Annotated in this window: 15 protein-coding genes; 7 read left to right on the plus strand and 8 right to left on the minus strand. The window is 70.6% G+C overall.

What is annotated here, in order from left to right; translation table 11 throughout:
- Positions 1 to 2: 2 nt before the first annotated feature.
- Positions 3 to 1199: an anhydro-N-acetylmuramic acid kinase gene (locus tag ABZS40_RS22125; RefSeq protein ID WP_354945211.1), complete on the plus strand. Its 1197-nt coding sequence runs from the start codon at positions 3 to 5 to the stop codon at positions 1197 to 1199.
- A 24-nt stretch (positions 1200 to 1223) separates the two neighbouring features.
- Complete coding sequence (locus ABZS40_RS22130) at positions 1224 to 4097, plus strand: FAD-binding and (Fe-S)-binding domain-containing protein (protein WP_354945212.1); 2874 nt, start codon at positions 1224 to 1226, stop codon at positions 4095 to 4097.
- 100 nt (positions 4098 to 4197) lie between these two features.
- Here the strand turns inward: ABZS40_RS22130 and ABZS40_RS22135 are convergent, their stop codons facing one another.
- The 4 genes from ABZS40_RS22135 to ABZS40_RS22150 form a co-directional block, all read right to left on the minus strand.
- Positions 4198 to 5082, minus strand: a complete 885-nt coding sequence (locus tag ABZS40_RS22135) for a peptidase inhibitor family I36 protein (RefSeq protein WP_354945213.1) — start codon at positions 5080 to 5082, stop codon at positions 4198 to 4200.
- A 32-nt stretch (positions 5083 to 5114) separates the two neighbouring features.
- Positions 5115 to 5978 (minus strand): peptidoglycan-binding protein, encoded by an 864-nt coding sequence (locus ABZS40_RS22140; protein WP_354945214.1) that lies wholly within the window; start codon positions 5976 to 5978, stop codon positions 5115 to 5117.
- A 207-nt stretch (positions 5979 to 6185) separates the two neighbouring features.
- Positions 6186 to 7199: an NBR1-Ig-like domain-containing protein gene (locus tag ABZS40_RS22145; protein WP_354945215.1), complete on the minus strand. Its 1014-nt coding sequence runs from the start codon at positions 7197 to 7199 to the stop codon at positions 6186 to 6188.
- Positions 7200 to 7327: 128 nt separating this feature from the next.
- Positions 7328 to 8776: a serine hydrolase domain-containing protein gene (locus ABZS40_RS22150; protein WP_354945216.1), complete on the minus strand. Its 1449-nt coding sequence runs from the start codon at positions 8774 to 8776 to the stop codon at positions 7328 to 7330.
- A gap of 125 nt (positions 8777 to 8901) precedes the next feature.
- On the opposite strand from ABZS40_RS22150, the gene ABZS40_RS22155 reads away from it, so the two are divergent.
- Positions 8902 to 9483: a TetR/AcrR family transcriptional regulator gene (locus ABZS40_RS22155; RefSeq protein ID WP_354945217.1), complete on the plus strand. Its 582-nt coding sequence runs from the start codon at positions 8902 to 8904 to the stop codon at positions 9481 to 9483.
- Between the two features lie 43 nt (positions 9484 to 9526).
- Here the strand turns inward: ABZS40_RS22155 and ABZS40_RS22160 are convergent, their stop codons facing one another.
- The 4 genes from ABZS40_RS22160 to ABZS40_RS22175 all read right to left on the minus strand — a co-directional run bounded on the left by ABZS40_RS22160 (position 9527) and on the right by ABZS40_RS22175 (position 13991).
- A complete protein-coding gene (locus ABZS40_RS22160; RefSeq protein ID WP_354945219.1) occupies positions 9527 to 11560 on the minus strand; it encodes a hypothetical protein in 2034 nt (677 codons plus the stop codon).
- A 157-nt stretch (positions 11561 to 11717) separates the two neighbouring features.
- Entirely contained in the window at positions 11718 to 11864 is a 147-nt protein-coding gene (locus ABZS40_RS22165; protein WP_167337290.1) for a hypothetical protein, read from the minus strand.
- A gap of 123 nt (positions 11865 to 11987) precedes the next feature.
- Positions 11988 to 12629: a GNAT family N-acetyltransferase gene (locus tag ABZS40_RS22170; RefSeq protein ID WP_354945220.1), complete on the minus strand. Its 642-nt coding sequence runs from the start codon at positions 12627 to 12629 to the stop codon at positions 11988 to 11990.
- A 159-nt stretch (positions 12630 to 12788) separates the two neighbouring features.
- Complete coding sequence (locus ABZS40_RS22175; protein ID WP_354945222.1) at positions 12789 to 13991, minus strand: cellulose-binding domain-containing protein; 1203 nt, start codon at positions 13989 to 13991, stop codon at positions 12789 to 12791.
- 425 nt (positions 13992 to 14416) lie between these two features.
- On the opposite strand from ABZS40_RS22175, the gene ABZS40_RS22180 reads away from it, so the two are divergent.
- The 4 genes from ABZS40_RS22180 to ABZS40_RS22195 all read left to right on the plus strand — a co-directional run bounded on the left by ABZS40_RS22180 (position 14417) and on the right by ABZS40_RS22195 (position 19864).
- Positions 14417 to 14803 carry a YciI family protein gene (locus ABZS40_RS22180; RefSeq protein ID WP_354945223.1) on the plus strand — a complete coding sequence of 129 codons (387 nt, stop codon included), beginning with the start codon at positions 14417 to 14419 and terminating at the stop codon, positions 14801 to 14803.
- Complete coding sequence (locus ABZS40_RS22185) at positions 14803 to 16017, plus strand: DUF6596 domain-containing protein (protein WP_354945224.1); 1215 nt, start codon at positions 14803 to 14805, stop codon at positions 16015 to 16017. Before ABZS40_RS22180 ends, ABZS40_RS22185 begins: the two co-directional genes overlap by 1 nt.
- 131 nt (positions 16018 to 16148) lie before the next feature.
- The gene (locus ABZS40_RS22190) at positions 16149 to 16502 is read left to right on the plus strand and encodes a VOC family protein (RefSeq protein WP_354945226.1); all 354 of its coding nucleotides are present in this window, start codon (positions 16149 to 16151) and stop codon (positions 16500 to 16502) included.
- 221 nt (positions 16503 to 16723) lie between these two features.
- A complete protein-coding gene (locus tag ABZS40_RS22195) occupies positions 16724 to 19864 on the plus strand; it encodes a carbohydrate-binding protein (RefSeq protein ID WP_354945227.1) in 3141 nt (1046 codons plus the stop codon).
- Positions 19865 to 19996: the final 132 nt, after the last annotated feature.

The raw sequence follows: 19996 nt of genomic DNA on the forward strand, positions 1-19996 counted from the left end.
TGATGCGCGTGATCGGCCTGATGTCCGGAACCTCCTACGACGGCATCGAAGCCGCCGCGGCCGAGTTCGAGCTGAACGGCGACACAGTGCGGATGCGACCGCTGGGCCGGCTCAGCCACCCGTACTCCGACGAGTTGCGCGCGCGGATCGCCGCCGCCCTGCCGCCCGCGGCGACCACCACCGAGGCGATCTGCGTGCTGGACACCGGCATCGGCCAGTCCTTCGCCGAGGCCGGCGTGCGGGCCCTCGCCGAACTGTGCGACGGCGATGCCGATCTGGTCGTCTCGCACGGGCAGACCATGCACCACTGGGTCGAGGACGGCACCGTTCGGGGCACTCTCCAGCTGGGTCAGCCGGCCTGGATAGCGGAGGCCACCGGCCTCCCGGTCGTGGCCGACCTGCGCAGCCGCGACGTGGCCGCCGGCGGCCAGGGCGCTCCCCTGGTCGCCCTCTTCGACGCACTGCTGCTGGGCGGTCTACCCGGCGTTCCGGCCGCGCTGAACCTGGGTGGCATCGCCAACATCACCGTCGTCGCTCCTGATGCGGACCCGCTCGCGTTCGACACCGGTCCGGCGAACGCGCTCCTCGACGCCGCCGCCCGCCACTTCAGCGGGGGCGTCGAGGAGTACGACCGGGACGGGCGCGGGGCGGCTGCCGGGCAGGTGAACCCGGAGCTGCTGCGGCGGCTGCTCGACGAGCCGTACTACCGGCTGCCCGGCCCGAAGAGCACCGGGAAAGAGCTGTTCCATCTGCCCTACCTGCTCGCCGCCCTCGCCGACGCGCCCACGCCGGACCCACAGGACGTGTTGGCCACGCTCACCCGGCTGACGGCGGTCACCGTGGCCGGCGCCTGCCGCGACCACGGCGTCACCCGCCTCGTCGTCTCCGGCGGCGGCGCACACAACCCGACGCTGATGCGCATGATCGCCGACGAGCTGCCCGGCGTCCAGCTGTCGTCCAGCGACGACCTGGGCATCGCGGCGGACGCCAAGGAGGCGCTGGCCTTCGCGCTGCTGGGCTACCTGACAGTGCACGGGCTGCCCGGCACCCTGCGCTCGGGCACCGGCGCGCGGCACGCCTCCGTGCTCGGCAGCATCACCCCCGGCCGGCAGCCGCTGCGGCTGCCGGCCCCGGCCAGCAGCGCTCCCCACCGACTGCTGATCGCCGGCCGTCCCGCCGTGCCGCCGGTGGCCGGCTGACCACGCTCCCGGGAGGATCCGCCGATGAGACCCGTCGTACCCGTGCCGCCGCCGACCGCGGCCGGCGCCCGCGCCCGCGCGGTTGCCGAACTGCTGCGCTCGCGCCTCGATGATCCGAGTCGGGCCAGCGCCGAGCTGCCCCGGAGGCTGGCGGCGGCGCACGACGCCTCGCCGTACCTGTTCGAGCCGCAGGCAGTGGTTCGCGCGACCTCGGCCGCCGAGGTGGGGGCGTTGATGGCCGGCGCCCGGGAGGCCGGCGTGCCGCTGACCCTGCGCGGCGGCGGCACCAGCCTCGCCGGGCAGGCCGGCGGCGCGGGCGTGCTGGTCGACGTCCGGACCGACTGGCGGCACGCCGAGGTCCTCGACGACGGCCGCCGCATCCGGCTCCAGCCGGGCCTGACGATCCGGCAGGCCAACGCTCGGCTGGCCCGCTACCGACGCCGGCTCGGCCCGGACCCGGCCAGCGAGGCCGCCTGCACTGTGGGTGGCATGGTGGCCAACAACTCCAGCGGGATGACCTGCGGCACCACCGACAACGCGTACCGCACCATGGAGTCGCTGCGCTTCGTGCTTCCGTCCGGCACCGTCGTCGACTCCGGCGCCCGCGACGCCGACGACCGGCTGCGGGCCGACGAGCCCGAGCTGCACGCCGGGCTGCTGCGCCTGCGCGACCGGGTGCGCGCGACGCCGGGGTCGCGGGCCACCATCGAGCGGCTGTTCGCGATGAAGAACACCATGGGGTACGGGCTGAACTCGCTGCTCGACCACGGCACCCCGGTCGAGATGCTCGCCCACCTGATGATCGGCAGCGAGGGCACGCTCGGCTTCGTGGCCGAGGCCGTCTTCCGTACCGTCGAGATCCACGACCACGCCGCCACCGGCCTGCTGATCCTGCCCGGTCTCACCGACGCCACCGACGCGCTGCCGGCCCTGCTCGCCGCCGGCGCCCGTACCGCCGAACTGCTCGACGCGGCCTCGCTGCGGGTCAGCCAGCGCGACCCAGGTGCGAGCCCGGCCCTGCGCGGGTTGACGGTCACCGGCCACGCCGCGCTGCTGGTGGAGTTCGCCGAGGACAGCGCGGAGCAGTTGGCCGCGACGCTGGCCGACGCCCGGCCCGTACTCAACCGGCTGCCGGCCGTCACCGGCACCGAGCTGACCGGCGACCCCCGCGAACGGGCCAACCTCTGGCACCTGCGCAAGGGCCTCTACACCGCCGTCGCCGGGGCCCGCCCGCCCGGTACCACGGCCCTGCTGGAGGACGTCGCGGTGCCGATGCCGCGCCTGACCGGCACCTGCGACGGGCTGATCCGCCTGTTCGACAGGCACGGCTACCCGGACGCGGTGATCTTCGGACACGCCCGCGACGGCAACCTGCACTTCATGCTGACGCAGTCCTTCGACACCCCGGCCGAGATCGACCGCTACGCCCGGTTCACCGACGACATGGTCGACCTGGTGCTGGCCGAGGGGGGAACACTCAAGGCGGAGCACGGCACCGGCCGGGCCATGGCGCCCTTCGTCCGCCGGCAGTACGGCGACGAGCTGTACGACGTGATGCGCGAACTCAAGCGGCTGTGCGACCCGAGCGGCCTGCTCAACCCCGGTGTGCTGCTCAACGACGACCCGACAGTGCACCTGCGACAGCTCAAGGCCGTCCCGACTGTCGACCCCGAGCTGGACGCCTGCGTCGAGTGTGGCTACTGCGAGCCGGTGTGCCCCACCGCCGACGTCACCACCACCCCCCGGCAGCGCATCGTCCTGCAACGGCAGATCGCCCTCGCCACCGCTGCCGGCGACGAGGAGCGCCGCCGGGAACTGACCGCCGACTACGAGTACGCCGCTGTGGACAGCTGCGCGGCGGACAGCCTCTGCGTCACCGCCTGCCCGGTCGGCATCGACACCGGGGCAGCGATGAAACGGCTACGCGCCGAGCGGCACACCCCTCGCGCCCAGCGCACCGCCCGCACTGCCGCGCGACACTGGCAGGCCGCCGTGACGGGCGTCCGGGTCGGACTGACCGCCGCGCACGCCGTACCGACGCCGATGACCCGCGCCGTCACCAAGGCCATCTGTGGTCTCGGCGCCACCGACCTCATGCCGCTGTGGAGCGACGACATGCCACGCGCCGGCGCGGCCCGACCCACCCCCCGCAGCGCGCCGGACGCCCAGGCGGTGTTCTTCGCGGCCTGCGTCGGCAGCCTCTTCGCACCCGAGGACGGCTCGTCCGGCGGAACGGCTGCGGCGTTCCTGCGTCTGTGCGAACTGGCGGGGGTGCCGCTCGTCGTACCGACCGGCACGACCGGCCTGTGTTGCGGCACCCCGTGGCAGTCCAAGGGCTACCCCGCCGGTCACCGTGAGATGGCCGAGCGGACCCTGGCCGCGCTCTGGGCGGCCAGCGACGAGGGCCGCCTGCCCGTCGTGTGCGACGCGTCCTCCTGCACGCACGGCCTGACGCAGCTGACCGCCGCGCTGGCCGAGGAGGACCGGGCACGCTACGGCGCGCTGCGCTTCGTCGACAGCGTGACCTTCACCGCCGAGCACCTCCTGCCGGCGCTGCCGCAGCCGCGGCGACTGGGCTCGCTGGCCCTGCACCCCACCTGCTCCACGGTCCACCTGGGCGGCATCGACGACCTGCGCGCAGTGGCCGGGGCGGTCGCCGACACCGTCACCGTGCCGGACAGCTGGGGGTGCTGCGCCTTCGCCGGTGACCGGGGGCTGCTGCACCCCGAGGTCACTGCCGGCGCCACAGCGGCGCAGGCCGCCGAGATCAATGAGCGCGACCACGACGCGTACGCCTCCTGCAACCGCACCTGCGAGATGGGCATGAGCCGGGCCACCGGCCAGCCGTACCGGCACGTGCTCGAGGTGCTCGTCGAGGCGATTGAGCCGCCAGCGTAGCCGGTGCCGCACCCGTGAGCGCGCCGCCCGCCGCAGATCTGCGGCGGGCGGCGCGGTTGTGCGTGACCTCAGGAGAGCGCGATGTCGCGGTAGTGGCGTCCTACCGCTCGTTGTAGCCCTGGGAGTTCCAGAACGCGGTCGGGTCGGCGTTGTCCAGGGTGGAGTCGCCGACGCTGACGGCAGCGTGGGTCTGCCGGCCGGCCCGGACCTCGACGTGGGTGTGCGCGCCCGAGCTGGAGGACACCCCGTGCCACGATTCATCCGCGATGATCTCGCCCTTGCTGATGGCGTCGCCCACGCTCACCCCGGACCTCGGCGCGGTGTGCAGGTAGATCACCGACTTGTTGAGCGAGGAGTTGTAGACGGAGATCGTGGACAGGCCGCCGCTGCCGGTGGTGCCCCGCGCGACGTAGATGACCGTTCCGGAGACCAGGGCGCGCACGTCCGAGCCGACGCTGCGGGCGATGTCGATGCCCTCGTGCCGGCCGGGCGTGGTGGTGTAACCGTCGAAGCCGCACGTGACAGTGCCGCCGCTGGCCTGGTACAGCGCGTACGACAGGTTCGTGCGCGTCGACGGCGAGAACTGGTGCGAGGCGTTGTTGTTCTTCAACGTGGCGTTGAGGTTGCTTTTCGCGCCGGCCGCGAAGTCCTGGTAAGAACCGGCGTAGCCGCTGTTGAAGTAGACGCGTACGGTCTTGGTGCTGCGGTTCCAGACCGAGGCGGCCTCGTTCTTGATGCACAGGCCCTTGCCGGCGCCAGCGCCCTTGAAGTCGTAGCACGAGGGCTGCTCGGTGCCGTAGTCGTCGAGCGAACCGGTGAAGTCCGAGACCGATCCCGCGTGGTCACTGTTGTAGTAGTAGCAGAACTCGCCGCTGTCGCAGACCCCGTCTCGGGCCGCCGCCGACGCAGGCGATGCGACGCTGAGGATCGAGGTGGTCGCGGCCAGCGCGACGCCGACGGCGGCGAGGCTCTTACGGATGTTCATGGTGTCCTTTCAGAAACGGTGAGGGGTGCGGGTCACTGCCCGCGCTGGTACTGCTCCCAGGTCCTGATCGGGACCTGGGGGCCGTCGTCCGGTCCCTGGTTGGCCAGGCCGTTCATGCCGAGGTGGTAGTCGCCGACCTGGTGCTGCGCCTGGCTGGACAGGTCCGTGTCGTTGATCGCCGTGGCGTGGATGTGCCACGGCCAGTCGCCCTGATTCGGGTTACGGACCCAGGCCGCGAAGCCGACCTTGCGCAGGGCCCGGGCGACGGCGGTGCGCTTGGCCGCGGTCATGCCGGTGACCGCGATGTCCACCACACCCCCGCCGTCGTGCGTGCCGGCCGAGGTGGGGTCACCTCCGGGGTTGTACGAGCCCTGGTCGAGGACCAGGGTGTAGCCGAGCAGACGCTGGGCCTCGGCCAACATCGCCTGCGTACGGGCGTTGACGACGTACCCGTCCCGCGGGACCTTCGCACCCGGGCCGATCGTGTTGGCGACGGTGTAGCGGTTCTGCCCGAGCTTCGTCAGCGACGTCGTGCCGGGCAGCCCGTTCGCGGCCAGGCCGGTGTAGCCGAGCGAGCGCTGGTACGCGGCGTACGCCGAGACGGTCACGGTGCCGAAGTAGCCGTCGACCCACTGCGCGTTCAGCAGGTTCTGGGCCTGGAGCGCCTGCTCGACGGCGAGTACGGAGTTCTTCGCGCCCGGGGTCAGTGTGTTGTCGGCCCGGCGGGGGTCGATCTGAGCGGCCAGGACGGTGGCCTCCATGTCCACGACTGGCCGCGCGGCCGTGGCGACGGTTCGCTGCGGTGTGGCGCCGGGTGTCGAGGCCCACGCGTGGGCCGGAACACCGACGGCCACGCAGAGCGCGGCGAGCCCGACGGATAGCCACTGATGGCGCACTGTTGATCCTCCTCGCAGTTGGTGTGTCGTTCGGAACTGACATCACCTTGCGAGAATCGACCTACTGTTCGGTACCCCTGCTGTCCTGTCAGATCCGTCAGGCCATCATCGACCTCGATGGATGTGGTGTTGTCAGCTTCGGCGGCACCCGGGCCTGACATCGACGGTTCGCACTCTGACACCGGTCGAGCTGACCGGGGAGCGCACTCAGGCGGTGACGGTGACCATGAAGTACACCGGCCGGCGGGTGGGAAAATACTCCTGCCCGTTCTCGTCGACCATCTTCCAGCTGACCCAGCACTTCCCGGGACGACTCGGCGCGATGACCTCGACACTGATCATCACCTGCTCGTCGGGCGGTGTGTCACCGATCGCCACCCGGTCCGGCACCTGGCAACCGTCGGCGTCCGCGGTGGGGTTGGTCCGCTGGAGGAAACGGTTGTGCCAGGCAACCTTCCCCACGTTCTTGAGGGCCCATACCTTGACAAACTGGGAGTTCACCCGGACCCGGGTGCCGTCGGGGATGGTGATGTCGGAGATGAACTTGCTGGAGTCGCCGGGGATCAGCGAGTCGGAGAACGCCGAGGCCGACGGCGACGGTGCTGACGACGCCGCCACCGCGCCGGGGTCGTCCCGCGACGACCGGCCGCGGACGACGACGCCCAGGACGGCGACCATCGCCACCACCAGGACCACCGCGGCGGCGGCGAGCCATGGCAGCCGGTGCCACCGTCCACCCACGCCCTCGTCGTCGGTCGGCGGATAGTCCGCGCTGCGCAGCGCGTCCTGCTCATTCGGAGACGACGCGGGGACGACGGGCCCGTGGGTCTCCGAGGCGTCGGTCCCGGTGTCGAGCTTCTTTCTGTCCGCGGTGATCGGGGTGTCGGCGCCGGTCGGGGACCCGGTACCGACCGGCGCGGCATCGCCGCCTTCGGTGCCAGCGGCAGACGCGGGGCGCTGCGCGTCCTCCCAGCGACGCCGCCACTGGACCTCGTCGGCCTCGCAGGCTCGGACGAACTCCCGCACGGTCTCCCAGGAGGGGAACCTGGTCCCGGCGGCGGCCTCGTGCAGCGTGGTGTGCGAGATCCGGCCCGACCGCCCCGCCATCTTGCGGAACGACGGGTCGCCCGCGGCGGTCCGCAGGGTCCGTAGCTGTTCGGCGAACCTCTCGGCGGCCTGTCTGTCCTGAGTCGACTCGGCGGCGGCACGCTGGTTCTTCATCACTCCCCCATGTCGGACGACGTCGTCAGGCGTTGTCAGAGCGTGTCAGAGGGTACCGAACGGGCCAAGGCCACCATCGATGTGGTGCATCGACGGGGAGCTGGCACAGCCAGCGCCCCGCTGGGCTTTCAAACGACCTTGGGCGTGGCGCGCATGCCCACGTAGCAGACCTGAGTGCCGTTGGTGAGGGTGGAGAAGACCACCGGCATGTAGTCCTCGCTGAACGACGGTCCCGCGCCGGAGGCGGCGAAGACCGTCGCGGTGACCGGTTCCAGGTCCATCTCCAGGGGCGGCGACATGCCTGCCATGTCGTCGACGAACTCGTACCGCAGGTGCGGCGAGCCGTCGTCGGTGCGGGAGACGGTGAGGACGACACCCTCGCGCCGGTACGTGCCGAGCAGCGGTTCGAGGTCGATCGAGGGTGGAACGGGGGCCGGGGCGAACGGTGCGGGCATGGTGACGTCGGCGAGTTCGGAGAGCAGATCGCGGAACAGGTCGGCGTAGAGCAGTCGGGCCGCGCCGCCGTTGGTCATCAGGACCAGGGCGAGGTTCGCGTGCGGGACGACGCGCAGGTAGGCGTACTGGCCGATGGCCGCGCCGTCGTGGCCGTAGCCGGGGACGCCGTCCCAGTCGTAGAGCGTCCAACCCAGACCCCACCCGTCGGCGCTGACCGTCCACTTGTCGGGCACGTCGACAGCGCGGTGTCGCATGGCGGCGACAGCATCGGTGGACAGCACCCGGGTGCCGTCGGGCGCGAGGCCGCCGTCGAGATGCATCCGGGCGAAGCGGGCCATGTCGCCGGCGGAGACGATGACCCTGCCCGCCGGACCCATGGACCGGGGCATCAGGTCCCAGGACGGGGCCGGGTCGGGATAGCCGCCGGACTCGCCCAGGTGGCTCATGGCGACACGGAAGCGCAGGGCCTCCTCCGGCAGTGTCATCGAGCGTTCCAGGCCGAGCGGCTCGAACAGGAGGCTCTTGAGGGCCTGGTCCCAGGTCAGGCCGGTGAGCCTCTCAATGACGCGGCCCAGGACGATGTAACCGAGCCCGCCGTACGAGATGGCCGTGCCGGGCGGGCAGTCCAGCGCCACCCGTCGGGCTGCGCTGACGTATCGGGCGAGGCAGTCGTCACCGCGGCCGCCGTCGAAGTTGAAGTCGTTTGTCACGCCGCCGGTGTGCGACAGCAACTGCCGAACGGTGATCGTCCTGGTCGCCTCGGGGTCGGGTGTGGCAAACTCCGGCAGCACGTCCACAACCGGCGCGTGCAGGTCCAGCTTTCCCTCGTCGGCGAGCCGCATGATGAGCGTTGCGGTGTAGACCTTCGCGATCGAGCCGGACAGGAACACCGAGTCCGGGGTGACCGCCACGCCGGTGCCACTGTGCAGCACACCACTTGCCAGCTCGTGGATCTGCCCGTCGAGCAGCACGGCCAGGCTCGCGCCGGGGACGTGGTGCGTGTGGCGCAGCTCGTCGAACCGCCGCTGCCAGCGGTCGACGTCGAGTCGCCGGCCGGGCAACCTCCGTACGGACGGGGGGTGCAGGTCGCTGTCGGCGTTCCGGCTCAGCGTTTCGGTCATGGTGCTTCCCTTCGGTCGATCAGGCGTTGGCACGGCACGTGCCGTGCCGCTTGTAGATCGCGCTCAGTCTGGACACGCACCCGGGGAATTGTCAACGGCACGTGCCGTGCCGTTACAGTGGCGGCATGAGCGACGACCGCCGCACCAGGGCCGCCGACCGGACCAACGCGATCATGCGTACGACGCTGGAGCTGGCGCAGGAGGTCGGTTACGCCAAACTCAGCATCGAGGGGGTAGCGGCGCGCTCCGGCGTCGGCAAGCACACGATCTACCGGCGCTGGCCGTCCAAGGGGGCCCTGTTCCTGGACGCGGTGCTGACCTCCGGCGAACCCACACTCGACTACCCCGACACCGGCGACGTCGTGGCCGACCTGCGCCAGCAGATCCACGCGGCGGTCGACCTCCTGGGCCAGCCTCCACTGGGCCCCCTCTACCGGGCCCTGGTCGGCGAGGCCCAGCACGATCCGATGGTCGCCGCCGCGCTCAACGAACGGTTCATCCGCCCCCAGGCGGACCGGACCGTCGCCCGATTGCGGAGGGCACAGCAGCAGGGGCAGATCTCATCCGACTTCGACCTGGACGTGGCCATGGCGATCCTGTCCGGCCCGCTCTACTTCCAGTTCCTCATCACCCAGGAGCCGCTGACCCACGAGTACGTCGATCGCGTACTCAAGGCTCTGCTCGTGGGGCTGACGCCGCGGTCGTAGGACGCGCCGGCCCGCCGGGACGGTGGTCCCGGCGGGCCCGGCGTCACGGGCAGGGTGTCCGCGCGCAGACGTCGACGACAGTGCCGGTGAGCAGGAAGACCGCCTTCTGTTTCTGGGCTGCGGCCTGGGCGCGGGGGAACTCGTGCGGATCGTCGCCGAACTCCGGCCCGGCCGGAGCGAGGTTGGTCGGTGGTGGCGCGTACGCCGCACCGCTGTTCCAGATCACGATCGCCGAGCCGGTGTACGGGTAGCGGCGGATCGGCGTGATGCCCCAGTACGGCCGCACGTCCAGTGACCAGCCGTCGGCGAGCGCGGGGGTGTGCAGGCGCGCGCCGATGGTGCGCGCCTGCACCTCCGCCGCGGCCGGCGAGACCTGGTGGTCGCCGAAGGCCACGTGCATCAGCACCTGGTGCGCCGGGGTACGCGGTAGTGGCCGGTCGGTCATGTGCTGGGCGTACCCGTTGGCCTCGGACCGGTCCCACAGCATCTGCAGCAGCGCGAGGACCAGTTGTTGGTCGACCTTGTCCGGGTAGTAGCCGTCCAGCACGGTCTGGAACGGCGCGAAGTCCACGCTGCGTTGCAGCAGCGTGGAGTAGTTCATCCCCGGTACGCCGAGCACCGACCGGGTCCAGTCCTGGGCGATGGCGGTGAGCGCACCTCCGTTGATGCCGCCCTGACTGTTGCCGTCGTAGTGCAGCCCGCCGACGCGGTCGATCAGCGGCCGGGCGGTGGCGTCGCGGAACGCCGGGTGGGCGGCGAACCCGGCCGGGTGGATCATCGCGCGACCCAGGAAGAGGAAGTTCAGGAAGCTCTGCTGCAACCGGTCCGCCACCGCGGGGAAGACACTGAGGTCGGTGAAGGCGCCGGCCACGAAGGGGACGTCGGCGGCGGCCATGCCGATCCAGCTGGTCGCGCAGAAGGTGAAGTTGTGGGTGTTCGACATCGTCTTGACGTTGCCGGCGTTGATCTCGGTCGGTCTGCCGAGCAGTCCGTGGCCGTAGAGCGAGAGGTGCGCCGGCCTCGCGGCCGAGGCGCTGCGCGGGATGTTGCAGACGAAGTCCGTCGCCAGCGTCGTGCCGGACGGTGTGGGCAGGGCGTTCGGCGTGGGCGGCGTCCCGGCGCCGCCGGCCGGCCCGTAGTGCAGCCGGGAGCCGGGCCCGCCGTCGCCGGTCAGATAGGACGGTACGCCGATGGTGCCGGTCACCTGCCGGGCGATCAGCGGATCCTGCTCCGGTGGATAGTCGGTCACCTGGGTGATGCTGACCGACGGCGCGGCCCGACCGAGGTCGGCGAACGCGTCGTCCCGGACCGCCACCATCCGCCCGGTCAGCCCGTGCCGGCTGGCCACCGTGAAGTCCCAGGCCAGGTAGAGGTTGTGCCGATTGACGCCGGTCCGAGTCAGGTCGGTGACGATCCGCCGCAGCTGCGGCCCGCGAGCGTCCCGCTGCTTGAGGCCGGCACCGGTCAGGTACGTCGTGAACGCCTTCGGCGCCGGAATCACCGCCCCGTCGCCGTCGCGCAGGCCGCGCAGCCCGACGACGTAGCGGGTGCCCTCGGTCAGCGCCACCGCCGGCCGGATGATCAGCAGCTGCCGCTCGGGCTGGCCAGCGGCGTGCGCGTCCAGCTCGGCCCAGTACGGCGTGCGCTCACCGGTCCGGGTGTTGAGCAGCACGATCGGCGCGTCCGGCGCCAGCGAGCGGCCGATGTCGGTGACCGGCGCGATCCCGCTCGCCGCGGCGTCGAGGCCGGGTACGCGCACCAGGATGGGTGAACCCGGACTGAACCCGTCCTGCCGGTTCCACTCCGTCGGGTCGATCGGGGTTCCCTGCACGTTGGCGGGCATCGCGGCTGCGGCGAAGCGCACACGCTTGCCGGTGGGGCTGCTCCGGTCCGGCACGGTGAAATAGTCGTTCGGGAACGGCAGCAGGCAGGCGGTCGGGTCGATCGGGTCGCAGGACGAGTGTCCGGCCGGTGCGGGAGTCGTCGGCGGTGCGGCTGGCGCTGCCGTGCCGAGCAGGACGGCGCCCGCCGTCACCAGCACGGACACGGCGAGGCGGAGCCCTCTGGAGGTGGTCACACGCATCTCCTTCGACGCTGGACGGCGGATCGACGGGTGGTGTTCTTCCTACGCGTGTGAAAGAGACTCAGCAAGCGAACAGACTCGCGGCCGGTGGCGGGCAGCCGATCACGCTCTGACTGCCGGCCACCGGCCGCACCAACGACTCACGCGAAGATCAGTCGGTGATCACCGGCCAGGCGTAGGCGAGCAGGGCGCAGGCGGCACCCAGAAGCGCGAGCGAGACACCCCTCGTGGGCAGCGGCAGAGCAGCGAGCACGATCAGGATGACGGCGACAACGTAGAGAAATGCCTGGACCGACATGGTGCTCTCCTCGATCAGGGGTAACGAGCGGCTGACTTCATCCGCCGGGATGCCCCCGGGCGTGATCTCGGAAACCTCCTGCCGATCACGGTTCGGCCCACAGTGGTCCGTGCGGCGCAGTGTCTACGTCGCGAGGAGAAGCGCTTCGGCGCCCACCGGTCGATACCCCGCCGCCTGGAAGGCGCGCACGCTGCGCGCGTTGCCGGTGGCCTGCTGGGCCCAGACCGGCTGGCCGTCGGGCACCAGATGTCGGGCCGCCGTCGCCAGCGCCCGCCCCAGACCCCGGTGGCGGCGCTCGTCGTCGACCTCTACCGCCGCCTCCCAACGGCCGGCCACCCCGCGGCCGAGCACGACCACCCCACCCTCGGCGCCCCAGACTTGGATGTCGCTCCGGCGCCGACGTGACCTGACCTCGCGGGGATGATCGGCGTCCGCAAGCTCAATCAGCTGCACTGGAGGTGGCCCGGCAAGGCAACTCGCGACGGTCAGCAGGTCGATGGTGTCCATGGAGCGCCGGGTGCGGTCGAGCAACGCACCCAGGAAACGCGGATTCATCGTGGCCGCCAGGGAGTCGCAGTCGAGGGTGGCCAGCGTGCGGCGTACCCACTGGGGGTCTTCGTCGGTGAACACCACCGAGTGTCCGGTGAAGGCGATGACTCCGGCGTCGCGGCGGCTCGGCTGCGGCACCACTGTGGTCCCGCCGTCCGGTGGAGGAAAGCGCCCGTGCGCCGCCGCGTCCAGGATCTCGGCCAACGTGTGCTCCATGGTCGCCTCTCCTCGGTCCCGGGTGCCGTGGGCAATCATGCTGCCAGCGAGGCAGCCGATGACGATCAGGGGTGTGACCCGGCTTCCGGGTCGCACCCCTGACGCATTCACAACCATGGCGGGAGACCGCTGATGGTGCCCGTTCACGACCCCGACGGGTCAGCAGCCGATCCGGCTGGACCCCAGCGCGACGTCGTCGTACCAGAGGGTGTCGGCTCCGCCGCCGTAGCTCTCCCAACCCAACTTCAGGTCGGTGAGCTGCGGCCGCCAGGTGCGGTTGTACCACTGGCCGTCGATGTCGTGCGTCGGCGAGCCGTCCGCGGTCAGCCCGGGGATGGCGGTGCCGTCCAACCAGGTACGCAGCTGACCGGCCGCACCGTCCACCATGAACTCCACGCAGGTCCACCGGTTGGTGGGTAGCGGCACGCTCTGCGCCACCCCGGCCGGACTCTGCTCGGGCAGGGTCGCGTCGTCGGAGGCGCGGTTCCACTGGAGGGCGCCGTTCTGGCCACCCAACCGCAGGTCCTTGTTGCCGTCGGCGGCGTCGGCCATCGCCATCATCGTGGTGTGTTCGGTGGGCTGGGCGGTGGTGTGCCGGACCCAGATCCGGCCGTACCGGACGTTGCCCACGCTGCCGAGGTTCTTCGTGGATCTGATGAAGACGTGGTTGCAGTACCCGGCGGCGCCGTTTATCCGGACCGACCGGCTGCCGCTGTGCGAGGTCGCCGTGTCGATGGTGGCGGTGCCCGCGCCGGAACAGTCCGGGCTCACCACGGCCCAGTCACCGGACGGCGTCGAACCGGTCTGGCCCTCGAAGCCGTCGCAGAGCACCGCGCCGGCACATCCGGTCGGCGGCTCGGTGGTGGGCGGCGGGGTGGTCGGCGGAGGCGTCGTCGGCGGAGGCGGGGTGGTTGGCGGCGGGGTGGTTGGCGGCGGCGGGGCGCCGTTGCACGCTACGCCGTTCAGGCTGAACCCGGTCGGCGCGCCACCGCTGGAGCCGTACGTGCCCTGCAACCCGAACTCGGTGGAGCCGCCGGCCGAGATGCTGCCGTTGTACGACGCGTTGCGGGCGGTCACCGTCGATCCGGACTGGCTGACCGTGGCGTTCCAGCCGTTGGTGACCCGCTCGTCCCCGGCGTACGTCCAGGTGACGGTCCAACTGGAGACGGCAGAGTCCCCCGGGGAGACCTTGACGATGGCGGTGAATCCGCCGGGCCACTGGTTGGGCGTGTAGTCGACCCGGCAGCCCTGGGCGGCTGCGGCCGGGCCGCTGAGCAGGGCCGCTCCGGTTGTGGTCGCGGCGGCGGCCAGCGCGGCGACGGCCACGAGGGTCGCCGAGGGGCGGGCACGGAAAATCGTCATGAAGGGTCCTTCTGCCATCGAGCTGAGCGGAGGCGGCACGGCGGCGCGTCCTTGACGGACGCGGCACGGCAACGTGCCCTGGATGCGGCGCGGCGGTGCGCCACAGCGACCGGTCGTGCGTACGACCGAAGTGCCCGGCTCGGGGTGGACCTGTCAGCCGCCGACGGCCCGGTCCCCCGGACCCCGGCGGCGCCCACCCTCAATCTATTGACGAACACCGATTCAATCAAGGTCGCCACCAGGTCCCCGCCTTGCCGATCTTGCATTTCAGATGTCGACACGCGTGGGATACCCCTTATGTCGGGACAGCACATGCAAGATCGCGGAGCAGGGACGAATTCCAGGGCCGTGTCGATCCGCGGGTTTCCCGTTCGACGTGGGGATGCTGGGGCCGGGAGACGGCCCCGTCGGATGAGGAGAACGCGATGTCGAAGTACCTGTTGATCATGCGGGGCACCGATGAGACGAACGCGGCGATGATGGCCGACCTCGACGAGATGATGGCCGCGACCCGCCAGTTCATCGAGGACATGATGAAGGCGGACATTCTCGTCGCGGCCGAAGGGCTGGACGATCCGCGCCAGGGTGTCGTTGTCGACTTCGGCGGCGATGCACCGATGGTCACCGACGGTCCGTACGGCGAGACCAGGGAATTGTTCGGCGGCTACTTCCTGCTCGATGTCACCACGAAACAGGAGGCGGTCGAGTGGGCCAAGCGGGTCCCGGCGGTCCGCGGGTCCAAGATCGAAGTCCGGCGGGTGGCCGGGGCCGACGAGGTCCCGCAGGGCGGCGAGAGCAACGGCCACGTTTGATGGGTACGGCCGACGTCGAGGCCGTCTGGCGGATCGAGTCGGCGCGGATCGTGGCCGCGCTGACCCGGTTCACAGGTGATTTCGGGCTGGCCGAGGACGCCGCCCAGGAGGCGGTGGCCGAGGCGCTGGTGTCCTGGCCGCGTGCCTCTCCGGCCAATCCGGCCGGGTGGCTGATGGCTACGGCCCGGCGGCGGGCGATCGACGCGATCCGCCGCCGGGTCGCCCTCCACGAGCGATACACCCTGTTGGCGGCCGATCCCGCGCTCGACCAGGAGATCGACCCCGACCGGATCGACGACGACGTGCTGGCGCTGATGTTCGTCAGCTGCCATCCGGTGCTCTCCCCCGAGGCGCGGGTGGCGCTGACCCTGCGGGTGGTCGGCGGCCTGTCCAGCGACGAGATCGCCCGTGCGTTCCTGGTGCCCGTGCCGACCGTGCAGGCCCGCATCACCCGGGGCAAGAAGGCGATCGCGGCGGCCGGAGTGCCGTTCGAGCTGCCGCCGGTCGGCGAGCGCCGGGAGCGACTGGGCGGTGTGCTCAGCGTCCTCTACGTGATCTTCACGGAGGGATCGACGGCCACGTCGGGCGACCGGCTGCTGCGCCCCGACGTGGCGTACGAGGCGATCCGGCTGGCCCGCACACTTGCCGCGCTTCAGCCGGACGAGCCGGAGGTGCACGGTCTGCTCGCCCTGTGCGAGCTGACGGCCGCGCGATTCCCGGCCCGGACGGACCCGGACGGCACCCCGATCCTCCTGGAGGACCAGGACCGCCGGTTGTGGGACTTCCCAGCGATCCGCCGTGGGCTTGCCGCGCTGACCAGGGCATCGCAGCGCGGCCTCGGCCCCTACGGTCTACAGGCCGCGATCGCGGCCACGCACGCGGCGGCGCCCTCGGTCGAGGAGACCGCCTGGGCCCGGATCGTCCGGCTCTACGAGGCGCTCGGCCGGGTCGCGCCCTCGCCGGTGGTCGACCTCAACCGGGCCGTCGCCGTCGCCATGGCCTCGGGCCCGGAGCCAGCCCTGGCCATCGTCGACGAGCTGATCGCCTCGAACCGGCTTCCCGGCTCGCACCTCGTCCCGACCGTACGCGGCGAGCTGCTGACCCGCCTCGGCCGGCTTCCGGAGGCGCGCGCCGAGCTGGAGCTGGCCGCCCGGCTCTGCGCCAACCAACGCGAACGTTCAGTGCTGCTCGGCAAGGCGGCCGCGCTGAGCTGAACTGATGCCTCGTCGATCAGGGAGTTGTGGTGGGTGACAATGACGACGGAACCCGCCGGTTCAGTTCTCGGCATCGCTCAGGTCGTCGGCGGATAATCACGGGTCCCGATCGCCTTGAGCTGGAGGTCCGCATGCGCGTCATCCGTATTCTGCCCAACCTTCCGGTGGCTGACGTCAGCGCCGCGAAGGGCTTCTACACCGAATTTCTCGGGCTGAGCACCGAGGCGTTCAACCTGGGTTGGGTGGCCCGTTACACCTCACCCGACCCCGACGTGGCAGTGCAGCTCGTCTCCGGAGACGCGACAGCACCCGAGGACTCGGTCATCAGCGCTCAGGTGGATGACGTGGACGACGCCTATGCCGAGGCACAGCGGCTCGGCTACGAGATCGTCCACCCGCTGACCACCGAGCCGTGGGGCGTGCGCAGGTTCTTCGTCCGCGCCCCGGACGGCAACGTCATCAACGTGGCGACTCACCGCTCCTGAGGTGATCTCGACTATCCCAAGGGATTGACCCTCACAGACGTCCGATGTTAACTGCACATCAACGATGTGGATCGATGTTCATCCGGATGCCGTCAACTCGGCGGGATGGCACCGCTCCGCGTCGTCTCGACATCGCCCTCGTTTCGGCGGACGTGGGCACACCGGGGCACTTCCCGGGGTGCGAGACCTGCATCCGCGACGATCCAGAGGAGATCGTGTCGATGAAGTTGACGCCGCCGCTACGAATCGCGCTCGCTGTCCTGCTCGCCGGTGGTGTCGTCGCCGTCGGGCCGGCTGGGCCAGCGACCGCGGCACCCACGGACGCCGCGTTCGGGACCAGCACCGGGACGTTGAACGTCAACCGGGCCGCCTACCTGTCGAAGCACGACGTCGTCTACAACCGTCCGAACACCAACCCCCTGCACGGGCTCACCGTCGGCAACGGCCGCACCGGCGCCATGGTGTGGAACGACAACGGTCTGACCGCCCAGGTCTCCGGTGTCGACCTGGCGCAGCAGTCGACCTACGCCGCCGGGCTGGTCAACCTGTACAGCAACCCGCAGCTCGACACCGGCTACACCACCTTCCAGCAACGCCTCTCGCTGTACGACGGGACGCTGACCACGAAGTACGACAACAATCGCACCGTCACGGTGCTGGGCGCGCCCAACTCCGAGGTGATGGGCATCCACGTCGAGGACACCCGACCCGGGGTGAGCAGCGTCGGGCTCGACCTGAGCCTGTGGGACATGAACACCGTCCAGAACATCGCGGACGTCCCCGACCTCAACACCTGGCGTACCGTCTCGACCTTCGCCGACGCCAGCGGCGTCGGGCTGAGCCGTGGGCAGACCGACGCGAACAACTTCGGGTACACCCTCGCGGCCACTGTCGAGGGGGCGTCGTACTCCTCCCAGGTGGTCAACGGCACCCGGGTCCGGCTGACGATCACCCCCACGTCGAGCTACACGGTGTGGTTCACCGCGGCCAGCCGGATCAACTCACCGGGGCTGAACTCGGTGACCCAGGCGAAGAACCAGTTGGCGGCGGCCAAGGCCGCCGGCTACGCCACCACGTTGAACAACTACCGCAACTGGTGGCACGACTTCTGGGCCAAGTCGTTCGTCCAGTACTCCAACGCCGGCGGCGACGCCGACTACCTGGAGAACATCTACTACCTGGCGACCTACATGATCGCGGCGGGCGGCTACGGCAACTACCCGTTGCACTTCATCAACGGGGTCTTCCGAGCGACCCAGGACACCTCGAAGTGGAGCAACGGGTACTGGTACTGGAACCAACGGGACGTCTACAACTCGTTCCTGGCGAGCAACCACGTCGACCTGATGGCCGGGTTCAACCGGCTCTACAGCCGCAACCTCTCCGCGTTGAAGACGTACACCACCACCCGGTACGGCAGCGACGGGCTCTGGGTACCCGAGACGATGGGCTGGGACGGCAACGCCCGGGGCACGATCAACAGCGACTACGTCAACGACACCTACTCGACCGGCACCGAGGCCGCCTACAACATGTACCTCCAGTACCGGTACAGCAACGACGAGTCGTACCTGCGCAACACCGCCTACCCGTACATGCGGGAGGCGGTGAAGTTCTACGAGGACATGCTCGACTACGACAGCGCCACCGGCCGGTGGTACATGGCCAACTCGAACGCCCACGAGACGTACTGGGACGTCCGCAACGCCATCACCGACCTGGCGGCGGTGCGGCTGCTCTTCCCGCTCACCATCCAGGTGAGCCAGCAACTCGGTCTCGACGCCGGGTTGCGGGCCAACTGGCAGACCATCGTCAACAACCTGGCCCCGTACCAGGTGCAGAACGGGGCGTACCTGCCGCACGACCCACCGATCGCGCAGACCCGCAACAACGAGAACGTGGCGCTGGAGTTGGCCTGGCCCTACGACCAGACCGGCATCGGCTACCCCGACCAGCAGACCGCCATCACCACCTGGAACGTGCGACCGCACCCGTACGGCAACGTCTGGTCCAACGACCACGTGCACGCCGCCCGGCTCGGCCTCGGCGACCAGGCGTTCCAGGGCATGCGGACGATGCTGCAGAAGTACCAGAACTACCCGAACGGGATGACCAACAACACCAACGGCGTCTTCGAGTACCTCGGCGTCCACCTGACCGCGATGAACGAGTCGTTGCTCCAGTCGTACAACGACAAGATCCGCGTGTTCCCGGCCGCGCCGACCGCCTCCAGCTTCGTCGGGAAGTTCACACTGCTCGCCAAGGACGGGTTCCTGGTCAGCTCGGAGCGCGAGGCCGGCGAGACCAAGTACGTGGGGCTGCGCAGCCAGTACGGCAAGACGGCCCGAGTGGTGAACCCGTGGGGCGGCCAGGAGGTCCGGGTCCGTCGTACCTCGGACAACGCCGTGCTGACCACCACCTCGGCCGCCGAGATCAGCTTCGCCACCGCGGCGAACACGGTGTACGTGGTGGAGCGCACCGCCAAGCCGCTGTCGACGTACGCGACCACCACGTTGACCGGCACCGCCAACCAGGGCGAGAAGAGCCTGTCCGGCACCGCCTCGACCCTGGGCCTCGGCGGCGCCGGCGGTGGCGGGCTGGTCAACGACACGATGCTGACCTACGACGCCAACTGGCACCACACCACAGCCCGGGGGTACGGCGACTACAACGACGACACCCACCACAGCACCACTGTCGGCTCGGCGGCCAGCTACACCTTCACCGGCACCGGGGTGGAGTACCTGTCCGAGCGGTTCAGCGACATGGGCAACGTCGACGTCTACCTGGACAACGTGTTCCAGGCCAACGTCAACCTGAACGTCGCCGGAGCCCGCCAGGCCCAGCAGGTCGTGTTCCGCAGGACCGGGCTGGCCAACGGCTCCCACACCATCCGCATCGTCAACAAGACCACCTCCGTTGGCATGGTCGACGCGTTGCGGATCCTCACCGGCAGCACGCCGACGACCGGGGCGGTCGCGCTGCGGGCCCAGGCGAACGGTCGGTACGTCAGCGCCACCAGTGCCGGCGCGGGCAACCTCGTCGCGTCCGCCGCCAGCGTCGGCACCTCGGAGCAGTTCGAGCAGATCGACCTCGGCGGCGGCACCATCGCCCTGCGGGCCCGGGTCAACAACCAGATCGTCTGCGCCGACAACGCCGGCGCCAACCCGCTGATCGCCAACCGGGCGTCCGCCGGATCGTGGGAGACCTTCGCCCTGATCCGCAACACCGACGGTTCGGTCAGCCTGCGGGCGACGGTGAACAACAGGTACGTGGTCGCGGAGAACGGCGGGGCCGAGGCGCTGATCGCTAACCGGGACGCGATCGGCCCCTGGGAGAAGTTCGACCTGATCACCCTCTGACGCCGGAGCCGGCGGGCCCCGGGGGGCCCCCCCCCCCGCCCCGCCCCCCCCCGCCCCGCCCCCCCCCCCCCCCCCAAACCCCCCCCCCCCACCAGCCCCAAAACCACCCACCCCCCCCCCCACCAAACCCCC

The organism is Micromonospora sp. NPDC005324, from assembly GCF_040607155.1.
Taxonomy (GTDB): Bacteria; Actinomycetota; Actinomycetes; order Mycobacteriales; family Micromonosporaceae; genus Micromonospora; species Micromonospora trifolii.